Consider the following 18,313-nt stretch of genomic DNA (forward strand, 5'->3'; position numbering starts at 1 on the left):
ATGCTTTTCGCGATGTTCTATGCGCTGGCTCGTTGAAGCTGGTTGTAGTGCACGTTCCCGCAGTTCCCCAAGCTTACCGAAAAAGAACGCTCTGGCCAGAGCGTTCTTGGCTTCACCTAGCGGCAGCCAATTTGCTTTCAGTTTTAAGTGTTCATTCTATTGACAAAGGTCCTGACTCTATCGAGTTTCTTAATAAAATCGTGAGAGGGTAGATAATTGAGAATAGTTTCTTTAACGTTTGTTCGTTGTATAGGATCACAAATCTGTCTTTGATCCTCTTCATCAATACACATTCCTAGATGGATCCTTGCGCCGGTTCCCGGTTCAATATAAACCCCCTTTTCAAAAACCTTGCCACGGATGTTACTTTCATTGTGTAGTCTTGAACAAACAATGCAATAGTACATACTAAATCACCTCTTTTTAGAATTAAATTCAACGTGTGCTCTGTGTCAGATTGGGTGTCTTGATCTTGATTTCCGCTTGCGCTGCTTGATTCTGGTCATTTGCCAGTGCTGCTTGATCCTGATCGTCAGATTGGGTAACGTGATCTTGATTATCCCTTGTGCCGCTTGATTCCGGTCATCTGCCTGAGCCGCTCGGTCCTGACCGTCAGATTGGGTAACTTGAACGGTAGCCGATTGCATTTCTTTTACTTCATAGGCAATTGCTACACAACCACTAATAAGAAAGAAAAGAGATAAGCACTTCATAACTTTTTTCAACATTCGATATCCACTCCATGTCTTCTTATTTTTCCAAGTTACAACAAATGATGGTTGTTTGAAGCTCTTTTTTTGATTTCCATTTGCACCACCCAACCTATTTTTAATCCAGCATATGGTAAAATGTTGAGATGAGTGCAAGTCCGTTGAGATTGTGTTGACAAAAATGCAACTCCTGTTGATAAATATCATATGGAGAATGATGAGCACGATGCAAATCCGTTGAATATGTTGACATTATCCCTGATTATGTTTTTCCAATCGGATATTTAGATGATGCTAAAGTGTTGAGAAGAGTTTCTTTTTTTTCAACATGTATTGAAGATCATGCACATTTTTCAACACCCCGTAATACACTACGATGAATTTGAAAATTTCGTATGGGGTGTGAGTACGTACATGAGTAAATTGGAATCAGTATTGACCTCTCCGGATGTAAATCAATCCAAGTTTCGTGAAATGGTTACAAATCGCAAGAAGGGATGGAGACGTTACATTTGGCTCATTTGGGTTCTTATGGGACCAGGTTTACTTGCTGCAATTGCTAATAATGATGCAGGCGGGGTGATTTCATACACGGTAACAGGGGCGAAATTTGGCATCGGTCTATTTGTTGCCTTGGTGCTATGCCTTGCGCCTTTGACGTTTACGATTCAGGAGATGAGCATGCGCCTTGGCGCGGTAACGCAAGAAGGTTTTGCAAGATTGGCTTTGCGACGTTATGGTAAGTTTTGGGGGTACTATCACATCTCGACCCTTGCTTTTGAGAATCTGCTGACACTGATTACGGAATTCATCGGCATGACGGCAGGCCTCGCCCTCTTAGGCCTTCCTCTGTGGATCAGCTCCATCCTTTGTTTATTGCTTGTCGTTGGTTTCGTCCTCTTCACTGGATATTGGACAAAAGAGCGAATCGCTCTATTGTTGGGTGCGCTCAACGTTATCTTTTTAGTGGTGGCGGGCATGACACACCCGAGTATGGCTGCAATCAGAAATGCTTTTGCAACGTGGAATGTTCCGTTAGAATTGCAAGACGGTGTGATTTGGTTCGTGATCGCTACCATCGGCAATGCTGTCGCTCCATGGATGATCTTCTTTCAAGGAAGCGGTACGGTTGATAAAGGTGTTACGGCAAAAGAACTGCGTCTGGGCCGAATTGATACTGCATTAGGCATCATTATCCAGGTAATCATTGCAGCAGGCATCATTATCGGTGGTGCGGCACTCTTTGGCAATATACAAAATATTAGCGACGCAGGCCCGGCCGACCTGATTGGCGCATTTTCTGACGTTGCAGGCAGATGGCCGGCAATCCTTTTTGGACTCGGGTTGTTCAATGCCGGCTTCCTGGCATCCATAACCGTTTCTTTATCTTCTTCTTGGAGCATTGCGGAATTGTTTGGCTGGTCGAAAAGTCTAAATGACAAGATAACGGAGGCGCCGAAGTTTTACGCAGTCTATATCGGCAGCCTGGTCCTTGCGGCACTTGCCATCTTGATACCGAATTTGCCATTAAATCTCATCTCCATTATCACACAAATCATTGGTGGTATTCTGATGCTGCCTCTGCTTATTTTCATGGTATTGATGACGAGCGATAAGAAGTTAATGGGAGAACACATAACCAAGCTGCTTGGAAAAATATGGGGTTGGGGAATGGTTACTCTGCTTCTCGGATTGACATTAGCCTCTTTTTGGAATACTTTCTTCCAATGAAAGAAGAAAAGTTCAGAGGCTGTTGTTCGCGTAAAAATCTCCTGCTAGAGCTGACGGATCATGAGCAGTGATCAGAAAAACCTGCAAAAATGCATCTTTTTGCCCTTTAAAACGCTCGCAGCGAAATATTCCTGCAATTGTGCAGGCTTTTCGCTGCGAACGTAGGCTGAGATGCGCTCCCATCGAAAATTCCCGCACTTTCGCAGGATTTTCGTCAAAATGAACCGTTTTTTCCCTGTTAAGCCACTTTTCCGCCATCTCTTCAGCACCGAAATCCGTGCGGGAGAGGCGCAGGTAGGGGAGGAGTGGCTGGGGAGTGGCTGTGCCCCTCTGGTTGCCGTTCTAACGAGACGCGAAGAGAAATGATTTCACAGGTCGACAAGAAACTACAGACTTTTCCGAATCGGTATACTATAGTTTTTTTGAGATGCAAAAAAACGAGTGGAAGGTGCTCCCTATGACCCTTTCGGACATGCCAAACGTTTCAAGCAAAGACGAGCATATCTTAAAGACTCCGTCCATATCGCTGCCCAAGGGAGGCGGAGCCATCCGGGGGATCGGCGAGAAGTTCGCCGCGAACCCGGTCACGGCCACAGGCTCCATGAGCGTCCCTATTCCAACCAGCCCTGGCCGCGCCGGCTTCGGCCCCCAGCTTTCGCTCTCGTATGACTCCGGGGCAGGCAACGGTCCGTTTGGAATGGGGTGGAATCTGGCCTTGCCTGCAATCACGCGTAAAACGGACAAAGGGCTGCCGCGCTATCTGGATGACGAAGAATCGGATGTGTTCATCCTGTCCGGCGCCGAAGATCTTGTGCCCACGCTCCAGCAGCAGGCGGAGGGGCATTGGATACGCGAGGAAACGCAGCCAAGAACGGTAAATGGAACGATCTATTTTATTCACCGCTATCGACCACGCATCGAAGGTTTGTTCGCCCGCATCGAGCGGTGGACGAACGCCGCCAAGCCGGATGATATGTTCTGGCGCACGATCTCCAAAGACAATATCACAACATGGTACGGAAGAGACAAAAACTCGCGTATATACGACCCCACTGCCACCGACCTTAACCCTGCAAATCCCGAAAGCACTCCGCGCATATTCAGTTGGCTCATCTGTCTGAGCCATGATGACAAAGGAAACGCCGTTTCTTACCGATATAAAGCCGAAAACGCCGATCAAGTAGATCTTTCGCAAGCTCACGAGCAAAATCGCGGCGAGATGACGGCCGCGCACCGTTCCGCCAACCGCTATTTAAAGCGCATACAATACGGCAATCACGCTCCTTTTTTTCCTAAACTTGAAGCTGACCGGCCATGGCCTGAGCCGCCTGACGGCGACAGCTGGCACTTCGAAGCGGTGTTCGACTACGGCGAGCACGACCGCGAACACCCCACGCCACAGGAGGCGGGTGAGTGGGCGTCCCGGCCGGACCCGTTTTCCTCCTATCGGGCAGCATTTGAGGTGCGTACATATCGCCTGTGCCGGCGAGTGCTGATGTTCCACCATATCCCTGACCATCCGAACGGCGGGCAAAAAGGCTATAACGGCCTTGTCCGCTCGACCGATTTCACCTACGAATACGAGAAGGGTGCCGCAAGCACTCGGACGCCGTTGTTTTCCAAGCTGGTTGAGGTCTCGCAGCGCGGTTATCAGCTTACACCGAACGGGAGCTGCATCTCCCGGCAGCTCCCGCCGCTTGCGTTCGCCTATAGCGATGCCGTCATCCAGTCCGAAGTGTGCGAGCTGCGCGATGAGGACGGTTTAGTAAATTTACCGGCCGGCATCGGCATCGGCGGCGCAAGGTTTCAGTGGATTGACCTGGAAGGCGAAGGGCTAGCGGGTGTATTGACCGAGCAGGCCGGCGCATGGTTTTACAAATCCAACCTCAGCCCGATTCATGTGGTTAATCGCGATGGGCGGTTGCTCAGCGAAGCCAAGTTTGGGCCGGCGGAGCTCGTTGCGCCTAAGCCCGCCGCAGCGCTGGCCGATCGTGCGCAGTTTCTCGATCTGTCGGGCAACGGGCGGCCCGATCTGGTGCAATTCGCGGGTCCGAATCCGGGTTTTTACGAGCGGACCCCGGATGGCCGGTGGACTCCGTTCACGCCGCTGGCTGCTCTGCCGAATGTGAATTGGGACGATTCCAATCTCAAGTTTATAGACATTGACGGCGACGGCCACGCTGACATTTTGATTAGTGAACACGATGCTTTTGTGTGGTATCGCTCGCTGGGAGAGGCCGGTTTTGATTCGGCGCAGCGCGTCCACAAACACTGGGATGAAGAAAAAGGGCCGCATATCGTCTTTGCGGACGGCGAAGAGTCCATTTATTTGTCGGATATGTCCGGCGACGGCCTGACCGACATCGTCCGAATTCGCAGCAGCGGCGAAATATGCTATTGGCCGAATCTCGGCTATGGCCGTTTTGGCGCCAAAGTCACGATGGATTGCGCGCCGCAGTTTGACTATGCCGACCAATTCGACCACCGCCGTATTCGGCTTGCGGATATCGACGGCACCGGCACGACGGACCTCCTATATTTGACCAGGGAAGGCGTCCGTGTGTTTTTCAACCAATCCGGCAACAGTTGGAGCGAAGCGACGATAATTTCTTGCTTCCCGGCCTTCGATAACGCCGTTGACGTCCAGGTACTGGATCTATTGGGCAATGGCACGGCCTGTTTGGTCTGGTCCTCACCGCTGCCGGGCGATGCCCGCCGTCCGCTGCGTTACCTGGATCTGATGGGCGGGCAGAAGCCCCATTTGCTGATCCAAACGTCCAACAATCTGGGTGCGGAAACGACGATTGCGTATGCGCCCTCAACCAAGTTCTATTTGCAGGACAAGCAGGCGGGAAAGCCTTGGATCACCAAGCTGCCCTTCCCGGTGCACTGTGTGGAGAAGGTAACGGTGCACGATCGTTGGCGCAAAACCGCCTTTTCAACCGCTTACAGCTATCATCATGGTTACTTCGATGGGCCGGAGCGCGAGTTTCGCGGTTTTGGGCGCGTAGAGCAGATCGATGTGGAAGATTACGGTTCCTTCGCATCGGGGAACATAAGCAGCCCCTACATGACCGACGACCATACGCTGTTTCAACCGCCAGTCAAAACCGTGACCTGGTATCATACGGGCGATTTTCTTAACCGCAAAGCGGCTCTGGAGCGGTTTAAGGACGAATATTTTCCGAACGCGCTGAAAGCGGGGAGGCCGGGCTTGCAAGTGCCGGGCGGTTTTGCGGAAAATGAGCTGCCCGAGCCTGACCTCGAGGCATCGTACCTTACTGCGGACGAGTGGCGCGAGGCGCTGCGCGCGTGCAAAAGCATGATGCTGCGCCAGGAAGTGTACGAGCTCGATGTGGATGCGCTGAGAGACGGCAGGCACGTGCCGGTCAAGCTTTTTTCGGCTGCGTATCACAACTGCCGCATTCGCCGTATACAGCCGCAAGCGGCCAACCTCCATGCGGTTTTTCACGTTACCGAGAGCGAGGCGGTCACTTATCATTACGAACTGGATCTGCGTCCGGATTCGCTGAATCCCGATCCGCGCATCGTGCACGCGCTTCATCTGAACGTCGATGAGTACGGCAACGTCCGGCAGTCCGTCACTGCGGTGTACCCCCGCTTGGGCAAATATGCCGACGCCACGCTAAAGGAAGACGCGCAGGAGCTGATCCGGCAGCTTCAGGACGAGCTCCGGATGTCCTACACCGAGACGCGCTATACCAACGACTTGCCGGATTCCGCTAACCCCGATCCGGACAACTATCGCTTGCGCATGCCATGCGAGGTCATGATTTATGAGCTGACAGGCATACTCCGTGACGCCGATTCGGTGAATCGTCACTATACTTTGGCGGATCTGCGCGCCTATCGGTTGAGCGACAAGTATCAAAGCAGCGGCATGGCCGTAAAAGAAATCGCTTACCATCTGCAGCCTGACCGCAGTTCGCCTCAAAAACGGCTCATGGAACATACGCGCACGCTGTTTTTCGATAAAACGTTGGATAAGCCGCTGACGCTGGGCCAACTGAATGCTTTGGCATTGCCGTATGAAAGTTACAAATTGGCGCTGACGGATGACATTCTGGATCGGATCTTCGCGGACAAAATCACTCCGGATGTTCGGACCGCGCTTGCAGATCAGCGTAAAAGCGGCTGCATGGCAGGCGCCGATCTGGCTTTGCGTTTTGGGCCCGACTCTGCGGGACAATACTGGATGTGTTCCGGCGTTGCCGGTTTTAACGCGGACGCGGCACCGGCAGCTCATTTTTATTTGCCCGAACGGTATACGGACCCTTTTGGCAGCCTGACTGCACTGGCTTACGACCCGCACGGTCTCTACATCGCGTCCTGCACCGATGCGCTCGGCAACCGCACCGAGGTGACGGAGTTCGATTTTCATGCGCTGGCTCCGCGTCAAATCAAAGATATGAACGACAATTTGCTGGAAGCGCGATTCGATGCGCTGGGCAGGCCAACCGCCGCCGCCATGCTCGGTAAAGGTACGGAAGCCGACAGCCTCAGCGGCTTTGATCCTGGCGAGGCGCTGCTGAATCCGAATCCGGATGCGCTGCAAAAGTTTTTCATCCTGGAGGACTATGATGCGGCCGAGGCCAAAAGCTGGCTAAGCGGAGCCAGCATAAGGTATCTGTATTATTCGGGCGAAACCGCGGATGAAGCGGGCGGCACAGTGTGGGGGCAGCATCCCGCATGCGCTTGCAGCATCGAGCGGGAGCGGCACTTGGCCGACGAAGCGGATAGCCCGGTACGGTGCGCTTTTGAGTATTCGGACGGGGCGGGCAGCGTGCTCGTGAAGAAGACGCAGGCCGAGCCGGAGCAGGCCGGGGGGCCTTTGCGATGGATTGCGAGCGGCAAAGTCATCCTGAACAACAAGGGCAAACCGGTCAAGCAGTATGAGCCGTATTTCAGTCCGGCGGCAGCCGGGCATCGCTGCGAAGAACCGGTTGAAGCAGGCGTAACGCCGGTCATGTTTTATGACGCGGTCGGGCGGATCGGGCGCACCGAGTCGCCGGACGGATCGTACAGCCGGGTCGATTTTTCGGCGTGGGATGCGGTGCACTACGATGCGAACGATACGGTGCTGGAAGCGGACAATGCCTGGTTTAAAGCAAAAAGCGCGCCGACGGCATCGGCGGAAGACCGGCGCGCGGCCCGGCTTGCTGCGGAACATGCGGACACGCCGTCGGTGACGGTGCTCGACAGCCTCGGGCGCGAAGTCGTCACGATCGCTCACAACCGCGTAGGACCCGCTGACTCGGCGGCGGACGAGCGGTATGTTACGTTTACCCGGCTCGATGCGGAGGGCAAGCCGCTGTGGGTGCAAGATTCACGCGGCAACCGCGTGATGCAGTACATCATGCCGCCGCTGCCGGAAGGCGGTCATCCGTTCGACGATGCCGGCAATTTGGCGCCGGGCGGGTTTGTACCCTGTTACGACATCGCAGGGAATTTGCTTTTTCAGCACAGCATGGACGCCGGCGACCGCTGGATGTTGAACGACGCGGCAGGCAAGCCGATGTTCGCCTGGAACAGCCGCTCGTTCGCGACGAGGATAACCTACGATGAGCTGCGTCGTCCGACCGGCTCTTTCGTCACCGGCGTTCATCCGGCCGATCCTGCGCGCGAGATTCAATTCGAGAAGCTGATTTATGGCGAAGGGCAGGCTGACGGCAAGCAGTACAATCTCCGCGGCAAATTGTATCAGCATATGGACACCGCGGGCATCGCGACCAGCGAAGCTTATGATTTCAAGGGCAACCCGCTGCGTACGATACGCCAACTGGCAGCCGATTACAAGGTCGTTCCCGACTGGTCGCAAATTCCGGCTCTGGAAGATGAGCGCTATGCCGCCGGTATCTGTTACGACGCGCTGAACCGGCCGGTCCAAATCGTCGCACCCCATAACTTGGCGAATCATACGCAGCGCGTCACGGTCACCCAACCTGCATACAACGAAGCCGGTTTGTTGGAGCGGGTGGATGTATGGTTCGGCCAATCCGTCGAACCGGCGGCGCTGCTTGCTGCCGATTCGGCAAGCCGGCATGTCGTGAGCCGTATTGATTATAACGCCAAAGGGCAGCGTTTGCTGCTGCAATACGGCAATGGAGCGGAAACGTCGTACGATTACGATCCATACACTTTTCGGCTGAACCGGTTGAAAACTGCGAGGGCAAGCGACGGGGCGGTGCTGCAAGACTTGCGCTACACGTACGATCCGGCGGGCAATATTACCCAAATCGTCGACGAGGCTCAGGATCACGTGTTTCACGGCAATCAACACGTGCTGCCGGGCGCGGAGTATCGCTATGACGCGCTGTATCGACTGATCGCGGCCAGCGGGCGCGAGCACAAGGGCACAGGCGAGCCGTATGACGGGAACGACCGTCCGAGATATATGACGACCTTGCCAAATGACGGTCAGGCGCTCCGGAACTATGTCGAGACGTATCGCTACGACGAGGTTGGCAATATCATGCAGCTGGTGCATCATGCCGGCCGCAATCCGGAGCAGCCGGGTCAGGCGCTTTGGGACCGGCGCTATCAATACGCGATGGACAGCAATCGTTTGCTGGCCACGAGTTTGCCCGGCGATCCCGACGCTTTGCCGGATTATGCCGCCGCACCCGGTTACAGCGTGAGCTACGCGTACGATGTGCACGGCAATATGACAGCGATGCCGCACTTGCCGCAGATGAAATGGGATTTCAAAGACCAATTACTCGCAGCTGCGGGGACGGTTATAAATAGCAGCCCGCCGCCGGACACTGTTCCTGCGACGACATACTATGTGTACGATGCGGCAGGACAACGCGTGCGCAAAGTGACCGAAACCCAGTCGGGGGCAATCGGTACGCAGCGCATTTATCTCGGCGGATATGAGGTGTATCGCGAATACGGAAGCGGCGGAGCAGTCGCAATGGAGCGCGAGTCACTGCACGTGATGGACGACAAGCAGCTTGTGGCGCTGGTGGAGACGCAGACGATCCGGGAGCAAACACCGGTCGTTGATCCTCCGCCGATTGTGCGCTATCAACTGGGCAACCACCTCGGTTCGGTCAGCCTGGAACTGGACGATAACGCTGCGGTGATCACGTATGAGGAATATACGCCATATGGCAGCACAGCTTATTGCGCCGGACGCAGCGCCGCCGAAGTGAGCCTGAAGCGATACCGCTATACGGGCAAAGAGCGCGATGAGGAGACGGGGTTCACCTATCACGGGGCGCGGTATTACGCGCCGTGGCTGGGGAGGTGGTGCAGCTGCGATCCGGCGGGACTGGCGGATGGGCCTAATTTGTATGCATATACAAATAATAGGCCTACTGTATTGTCTGATCTGCAAGGATACGAAGGAGAGCCCCCGGACGACCAGGTCGAGGATAAGCCGGGTAAATACGCACAGGAATTTGCCCGAAATGCTGCTGAACAAAATAAAAAATTTAACGACAGAGTAAAAGCGATAGATGCCATTAAGAAAAATGCGGCAGCGATCCTGGATTCTGCAACCGGATCGGACGCCGCCGTAAGTTTAGACCCGTCCGTCCGTTCGCAATTAGAATCGCTCAAGAAATTAACTTATACAGACAAGCAATGGAGGGGCACTGAGCTGCAAGAATTGAATATTCTCCAGCCATTGTCGGTCCTCACGGCAAAAGCTAAGGATTATCAGAAGAAAGATCAGCTGATTACTTTTTCCATCGATAGTTTATTCAGAAGCGGTCAAGGGCTGCATGGTTCTCTTCTTGCAGTTGATATTAGCAGATATGCCGGACACTTTATTAGTCAAGGCAGCGAAAATGCATGGAAGGAAACACAAAAGGCGTTAATTAAATTAATAGGCGATTTGCCCGCCGGAGAATATGCTTTTGGGCTGCCGCGGAATCCCGCGACCTTTTTGGATAACCCTAAAATCGAGAGCGATTCAAAGCATAAAGCTTTTGAGAATGATTACAACAGCTCCTTGTCCTCCAGCGAACAGGCAACGCCTGCTGTCATTGAGCCAAACGGCAAAATTAAAAATTTGACGCCTTCGCCTTACAGACCGGAGGGCGGCCAAAGTATTCTTCCGCGAGTTTACAAGGATTATAAAGGAACCATTCATACAACGGGAGACGCGGGTTTCAGCCGGATCGTGAATCCTGCGGCCAAAAAGGAATTAGAAACTGCAAGAGATGAAGCTGCTAAACGAAGCGTCTTTATTCAAGCGTTATTCATCGATCAGTTTTTCCATATTCACTTATCAACCGGCAGAGGTGCAAGCTTCAATAGATGGTAAATACGCAGCAATCGAAGGAGAACATGATTTTACGAGGAGGATCATCATGAACCCAATCATCTTCCCCCTGCAACCGGGAAAACAAGGCCCTGAAGTGGCCGATTTGCAAGATGCGCTGCAATGGATGCTCGACCGGGGCAAAATTTTGCCCGGCGATGAGGCGGTCCGCCGGGAGCTTGGCGCCGAGCTGCAGCGCGAACGCGCCGCGCAAGTCTATAAGGATGCCACCCGTAAACTGGTCAGCATCTTTCAGGAGGAGCGGCGCATGGAAGGCGGGGGTGCGGTCGACGAACGGACCGCCGGCGCGATCAACGCCATGCTGCGCGAGTCCGGATTGCTCGGCGACGGCGGCTGGGCGCAAGTAGTCGAGGCGCTGAATGCGCAGAGCCAAACGTTAACCGCTATTAACCGCGGTACGGATTATTTGGCGAAGATCGACGAGAAGCTCGGCACATGCGGCCAAACGCCGGCGCCGGCGCCGACGCTTTCGTTGGGCATGCGCGGCGAAGCCGTAAAAGGCTTGCACGCGCAGTTGGCACGCGCAGGCGCTATATTGCCGGAGAGCGAGCTGGCGGAGAGCATCTTCGGCGTAGGGACTCGCGATACGCTGCTGCAGCTGCAAGCGAAATACGATCTTGCCCGCACCGGGGCGTTTGACGACGCAACGCGCAGCGCTCTTGCCATCACCGCGGGCAATGCCGCCCATCCCAGACGGGTCGAAGGCCGTATCGTCCTGGATAACGGGCTGCCGGGCGCGAAAATCAAGCTGCGTATCGTCAACAAAGGCTTCGGCAAAGATGAGGCGCTGCTGGGTGAGATTGAGACTGACGAGCGCGGGTTTTATGCGCTGCCGTACGAGATAAACGGAGCGGCAGCCAATATCGAGGTGCGTACGTGGGATAGGCACGACAACGAGGTGCGCCTCTCCAATCCTAAATTTAACGCCGACCGCAGCGAGGTGCTGAACCTCGTCGCGCCGTCCGCGGTCAAATCCCTGGCCAACGAATTTTCGCTGCTGGCGACCGATTTGGGAACGTTCGCGGGTGCGGACTTGAGCAAGCTCGCCCAAGCTGCGGAGGGCGAAGACCGGCAGGATTTGACCATGCTGTATCAATCCACGGATTGGGATGCCCGCTTGATCGCCAGAGCTTCCTCGGCCGTCCAAATGAACGCCATAACAGGCATTCCGCAAGAAGCGCTGTATGGCGCTTTTCGCGCCGGATTGCCCGACGATCCGGAAGCGTTTGCACTGGTGAGCCCGGATGCGTTCGCGACGGCATTGACCCGCGCCAATGAGGCGGGCGTCATTGCCTTCGACAATGAGCGGCTGGCTGCAGCCGGCAAACAGTTCGCGGACTATGCCCTGAGAACGAGGCGCAATCTGATCGTCCCCGGCACGTTGTCCAGCGTGGGAGAGCTGCTGGATCGGGCGCACATCGAGCCGGCGCATAAAGCGGTTTTTGAAAAGCTGGTGCTCATGCACGACGGAGAAGACGAGCACCTCTGGAAGGAAGCCAAGACGAGCGGAATCCCGGGCGAACAAATCGCCGATCTGCAGCTGCAGGGGAAATTGGCTTACTTGACATTGAACAACGCGCCGCTGATCGAGTCCTTGCAAAATGAGATCGGCTCGCAGGACAATTTGGTGCAATTGGCCGAGAAAGATTTATACAAAAAAGAAGCATGGATCATCCGGCTCAAGGGCTTGGCGACCGATAGCGGCGTTCTGGATTGGGATCGGTTGGCGAAGCTGATTCCGACAGGCTATACCCAAAGCGAAGCCGCTGACCGCCTTGATGCGTATGCAAGCGACATGGCGCACAAAGTACGGCAAAGTTACCCCACCCAAGTCATCGGCCGGATGTTGGAAAATGAAGACCTCACGCTTGGCGCGCAGCGTGAAGCGATGAACTTGCCGGTGCAATCGTTTTTGAAACGTGCTGCGAATAAAGGGTTTCAACTTGGGCAAACGCCGGTGGATTCGTTTTTGAAGCAGCATGGAGATGTGTTGGAAGGTCTCTCCGAGGAAAACAAACAATTTGCCGTGGACGGCGCCAAGCTGTTGACCCGGGTTTACCAGATGACCCCCGGCGACGAAACGATGGCGAAGCTGCTCACGCTCGGTTTTACGTCGGCCAGCCAGATCGCCTCCATTCCGAAAGCGGATTTTGTAAGAATATACGGGAAGGAGTTCGCCACGCGCACGGAAACGGAAGTCGTCTGGGATAAAAGCATGCAAATTTATTCCTCCACGTTCAACATCTATACGCTGGCGAAAAAAATAGACAGCACCCCGCCGGTGATGGCGCTTTCCGGCACTCTCGAACGGCATCAAAAAACGAAAGAAGATTTGAAAACGCTGCTGAAAGAGTATCCGTCGATGGAATCGCTTTTCGGTTCCATGGATTACTGCGAATGCGAGCATTGCCGCTCGGTGCTGAGCCCGGCCGCATATATGGTCGATTTGCTGCGTTTTATCGATCCGGCGGAACAAGACTGGGAACATATAATGAAGGACTGGAAAGAGAGGCACAATCAGCGGGAGTACACAGGGCCCGAATATAACTTCCTCAAACCGTATGACGCGCTCCTTCTCCGCCGCCCGGATTTGCCGCATCTGCCGTTGACCTGCGAAAATACGAACACGGCGCTGCCTTACATCGATCTTGTGAACGAAATTTTGGAATATTACGTCGCCCATCATCGTATGGACGAAAACGCCGTGTACAACACGGGCGAAGCCCCGTCGGCCGAGCTTATCGCCGAACCGCACCATATCATCCCTCAGGCATACGATACGTTAAAAAACGCGGTATATCCTCTAACTTTGCCGTTTGATTTGTGGTTGGAAACCGTTCGCCGTTTCTGCGACTATTTTGACATGCCGTTCTGGAAAGTGCTGGACTCGTTCCGGACCGGCGATGATGTTTTCGCACCGATCGATTCGGGTGCGGAAGCCTATTACCGCGAGCATGTTTTTGCGGAGTATCTCGGCATTTCCCCTAACGAATACGTCATTTACACGACACCCAGGATTGCAGAATGGCCGAAGCTATACGGCTATGACAAAGAAAACGACACCGCAGAAGCAGCGATCGAGGCGTTACTATCTGCCAAAACGCTTTCGCATCGGTTAGGCGTGACTTACAAAGAACTCGTCCGGTTGTTAGAGACGGAATTCGTAAATCCGCATCTGAGCGCTTTGGAAACGCTGCGTAAGCTCGGTTTGGAAGTAAGCCAGGTGTTCAGCTACAAAAAACACGAAGGTTACGAACCGCTCTCCCCGGAAGATGAGGCTGAATTGAAGAAGAAGCTTGATTTGCTGACCGGGCAGTTCCAGCCGCAATTCGATGCCGCAAGTTGGCTGAATAGTGCGTGGGACGATGGCAAATTCGAGCGCATTTTGCTGCTCAAGGACTCGGGATCGGGAGGCAATTTCGACGATACGAAGTTAAGCTATGCGAATCCGAATGAAGTCGTAAAGCCGATAGATTTGATGAAGCTGAATATGTTCGTTCGGCTATGGAAACGGCTCGGCTGGTCGATCGAGGAGACGGATCGCACTCTGAAAGCTTTCTTTTTCTTGCCCGACAACGAGGTCGTAAGCGACCAATCGTTAGGAAATGCGATGAGGACGGCAGTCGTCCATCTTGCACAGCTTAAAGAGCTCGAAGCGCTTATCGGCATTGGCAAAATCAAGCTTCTGACGCTGTGGGGCGACTTGCCGGTCAAGGGCAAAAACTCGTTGTATGCGCAATTATTTTTAACGCGCAGCATTCTGAAAGACGACGATGTTTTCGACGATCCATCAGGAAATTACCTTGGCAGCTCCAATGTGCCGCTTATCGATCACCTGCCTGCTCTGCAAGCTGCGCTGAATCTAACCGCCGGCGAGATTGCGCAAATTTTGCAGGACGGCAATGTTGGCGGCGAGGGCGATGTCGGCCATGCGGCGCTCACGCTCGCCAATGTTTCCTTGTTATACCGTTACGGGCTTTTGGCAAAAGCATTAAAGTTGTCCATCGGCGAATTGATTGCATTGAAAACGTTAAGCGGCGTGAACCCGTTTGTCCGTATAAGCGCGGATGCGCGGAACGAATATCCGATCATGCATACGATTGAATTCGTACAGCGTGCACAGCAGTTAAAAACGAGTGCATTCTCGATTCCGGATCTCGAGTACGTATTCCGGCACAAAGCCGATCCCCTCAGCAAATACGGGGCTGACAATGGCGCCAACGGGGCATGGCTCAGAACTTTGGCAGCGGAGCTGCGGACGATTGCCGGCGATTTTGCCGTGCCTGGCGGCGGGAACGACATAAGCGATGATGCGCTGCGGCAAAAGTTGGCCATGGCGTTTGCGCCCGATGTCGTGGAGAAGCTGCTGGATAAAGTCGTATTTACCGCAACAAAGGAAAACGTACTTCCGGAGAATCGTCTCGACCCTGCGGAATTCGGTCAAAATGGAGTAACCGTCTCTTATGACGATACGCGCGAGCTGCAAAAAGCAGCATATACGGGCGTGCTAACCGCAGCGGCGAAAAAAGCGCTCTTGGACCAATTGCCGCCACCGGCGCCTGATGATCAGGCCGCCACCGCTGCACATGCATTGTTTGCGGAGCTGCTCGATAACATCGCGACGAAGTCGATCGACCAATACAAGGCGTTCTTTGACCAACATTTTGATGACGAGCTGTTAAAGTTTGACGATTTTTTTGGCGGGGAAGCGGTTGTTACGCGGGAAGAGAGACGCAGCGGGTTAGTGAAAAAGATTTTGCCGTTCTTGCAAGCGAAGCTGACGCATCAGGCTATCATCCGGGCTTTGGCGCTGCAAACCGGCGCCGACCCGGCGCTCGTCGAAACCTTGATGACAAACAGCGAGTTTCTCGCTTTGCCCGAATCGGGCAACGAGCCGCTTATAGCGCGGTTTGAAGAGCTCGGAGCGAGCGGATTCTCCGCGAATTTCACGCCGTCCGCTCCCGGGCAGCCGCACATTGACGGCCTGTTCGAAATCCGGGCAGCCGACAAATGCACAGAAGCCCGGTGGCAGGGCGCTATCGAAGTTCCTTCGGACGGCGCTTACCGGTTCTACGCCATGCTGGGCAAGAAAGGCGCAGCAGTCGAAATGCGTTTAGACACGGCCGATGAACCGATTTTGTCCGGTACGGCGGAAAAAGACGGCGCTGAGCTAAGCGGCTTTGTTGACTTGAAGTCAGGTGTGCTATACAGAGTGACGCTGCAAGCAAGCAGCTTGCAAGAAGGAGCGTTTCGATTGCGAATCAAAGGGGAGACGACGGCCAAAGTGCCCCTCAACCAGCTCGTGGCTATGATTCCTCAAACCGGGCTGGACGGGGCATTGCGCTCGCAAACTATGCTGGCCAAAGCGCTGCAGCTTGCGCAAGGGCTTAACCTCAGCGAGCGGGAGGTTCGTCATATGTTGTCGCACCCGTCGGATTGCGGGGGCGCGGACTGGCGATTGCTGCCGACGCAGGCCGATGAGAGCGCTGATTCTGCCGCCATGCTTTTCGCCGGATTAATGGGGTTGCTGGATTACGATGCGCTCAAGCAGGAGATGGCCGGCGGGGGCGACGACCTGATTGCCGTTTTCGAGGCCGCGCATCGTTCAACGGCGGATATTGCCGCGGGCATACAGGATTTGTGCCAAAAAATAGCGGATATGACGCGGCGGAGGCTTGACGCAGTTCAAGCGGCAGCGGCCATGTTGAAGATGACGGAAGCCGCCGATTTTGCCGGCGTCGTACGTTTGAAAAGTTTGTGGCATGCTCTGCAAATATTGGAGCGGTTCGGCGTGTCGGCCGCAGCGTTGAAGCGATGGCTGACCCCGCGTCCGGACGCGCCCGTCGCCATGAATGTGCGCAATGCGGTCAAGGCCCGCTTTGAACCGGAGGCTTGGCAGCGTATCGCCAAATCCGTCTTTGATCCTTTGCGGCAGCGGCAGCGGGATGCGCTCGTCGCGCGCATCATGCATATGAACGAAGAGCTGGACAGCGTGGAGAAGCTGTTCGAATATTTTCTGATCGATCCCGGTACCGAACCTGTCGTGCAAACTTCCCGCCTGCGACTGGCGATCTCTTCGCTGCAAACGTTCATTCAACGCTGCTTTTTAAATTTGGAGAAGCAAGTGCATCCTTCCGTACTGAACGCGCAGCACTGGAGCTGGATGAAACGGTATCGGGTGTGGGAGGCGAACCGCAAAATATTTCTGTTTCCCGAAAATTGGCTGGAGACGGAATGGCGCGATGACAAAACGCATTTATTCCAGGAACTGGAGAGTAGTTTGCTGCAGGGCGATGTGACCAATCAGCTCGCCGAGGATGCGCTGTACGTATACCTGCAAAAGCTGGACCAATTGGCGCGGCTGGAAATCGTGACGATGTATGCCGAAGAGAAACCGCTCAGCCCGCCGGTCATGCATGTCATCGGGCGCACTTATTTGTCGCCGCATCAATATTTTTACCGCCGCTACGCCCATCAGATGTGGACTCCGTGGGAGCCCGTGACGGCCGAAATAGACGGAGATCATCTCGTAGCGGTCATGTGGCGCGAGCGACTGCATGTATTTTGGTTGACGTTCATGGAGAAAATGGAAGAAACAGGGAAGGGGCCGCAGATGACGGAACAAGGTGCACTCGGTGGCTTGCATTTCGACAAACTGGTCACGGCGGCGACGGCGATTTCGCAGGGGGTGACGGCTCGAAAGCTGTCCATCCAGCTGAATTGGTCCGAATACTTTCAAGGCAGTTGGACCGTGCGCGAATCGAGCGGGCTTGACTATACCGTTTCTTTATCCTCGCCGTTCGACCCAAGCCAAATATTTATGACTGCGTCCAAGGAAAAGAATCCGGATTCGGATTTGGAAGGCGCCATCCGGATCCATTTGAATGCGGACAAGCTCAACTTGAAATTATACTTCCGCGTCATTAGCAAAAACAGCCTCCCCCAGCTTAAAGGAGAACCAAGAATGCCCGGTCCGGTTTCCCCTTATGCCAAAGAGAAGCTGTATAACCGCTATACGGGAACGGGTTCTTTGGCGGTAACGTACGTGCAAAAAATGGAAACGACGGATGGCGTCACAAAAGCCGATCCGCCTGCACCGCAACCCATTTTGTCGAACATCGGCGATTATACGCTGCTGCCGAGCGGCAACCGCATGGCTTTTCCCAATGCGGAGTTCGTGCCGCTCATTAGCCCGGTGTTTTATGCCGACGACCTGCATACTTTTTTTGTCGAGCCTTCGCTGACGGAGACAAGAATCGACTTGTGGCAAGGTTACAGCCATACCCGAAAATCGCAGCGTCCGAAGTGGAAGGACTTTATCGAGCACCCGCCGCAACAGCTCGTACCGATCATTCCGCCCAAATACAAGCTGCCTGCTCTGATTGACCCGACGGCGCTGCATGCGATCAAGCCGAACCGGGATATGCTCGCCCAGCCCGACACTGCGGTTATGTTCGGCAGTACGGTCGTAGGACGCGCAGGCCGGCTGCAAAATCCCGATCCGAATACCCGCATCATCACCAGTGTTAACGGCAGCTTTAATTTGAGAAGGTAAAGG

The 18,313-nt window shown here is 54.3% G+C and carries 6 protein-coding genes and 1 pseudogene; 4 read left to right on the top strand and 3 right to left on the bottom strand.

Annotated features, from left to right (window positions below):
• Positions 1-143 precede the first annotated feature (143 nt).
• On the bottom strand, positions 144-407 hold the full coding sequence (locus AC0LWT_RS09215) for a DUF3973 domain-containing protein (protein ID WP_474680932.1): 264 nt from the start codon (positions 405-407) through the stop codon (positions 144-146).
• Between the two features lie 45 nt (positions 408-452).
• Positions 453-728: a hypothetical protein gene (locus tag AC0LWT_RS09220; RefSeq protein ID WP_474680933.1), complete on the bottom strand. Its 276-nt coding sequence runs from the start codon at positions 726-728 to the stop codon at positions 453-455.
• A 227-nt stretch (positions 729-955) separates the two neighbouring features.
• Between AC0LWT_RS09220 and AC0LWT_RS09225 the strand changes: the two are divergent.
• Both AC0LWT_RS09225 and AC0LWT_RS09230 read left to right on the top strand, forming a co-directional pair.
• Positions 956-1,090, top strand: a pseudogene (locus AC0LWT_RS09225) (DUF1232 domain-containing protein); the annotation flags it as partial.
• Between the two features lie 34 nt (positions 1,091-1,124).
• Positions 1,125-2,441 (top strand): NRAMP family divalent metal transporter, encoded by a 1,317-nt coding sequence (locus tag AC0LWT_RS09230; protein WP_474680934.1) that lies wholly within the window; start codon positions 1,125-1,127, stop codon positions 2,439-2,441.
• Positions 2,442-2,453: 12 nt separating this feature from the next.
• On the opposite strand, the gene AC0LWT_RS09235 is transcribed toward AC0LWT_RS09230, so the two are convergent.
• Complete coding sequence (locus AC0LWT_RS09235) at positions 2,454-2,699, bottom strand: hypothetical protein (protein ID WP_474680935.1); 246 nt, start codon at positions 2,697-2,699, stop codon at positions 2,454-2,456.
• A 199-nt stretch (positions 2,700-2,898) separates the two neighbouring features.
• On the opposite strand from AC0LWT_RS09235, the gene AC0LWT_RS09240 reads away from it, so the two are divergent.
• Both AC0LWT_RS09240 and AC0LWT_RS09245 read left to right on the top strand, forming a co-directional pair.
• A complete protein-coding gene (locus AC0LWT_RS09240) occupies positions 2,899-10,737 on the top strand; it encodes a SpvB/TcaC N-terminal domain-containing protein (RefSeq protein ID WP_474680936.1) in 7,839 nt (2,612 codons plus the stop codon).
• Between the two features lie 46 nt (positions 10,738-10,783).
• A complete protein-coding gene (locus tag AC0LWT_RS09245) occupies positions 10,784-18,310 on the top strand; it encodes a neuraminidase-like domain-containing protein (protein ID WP_474680937.1) in 7,527 nt (2,508 codons plus the stop codon).
• The last annotated feature ends 3 nt before the right edge of the window (positions 18,311-18,313 follow it).

It is taken from the genome of Paenibacillus sp. sgz302164 (assembly GCF_056120505.1).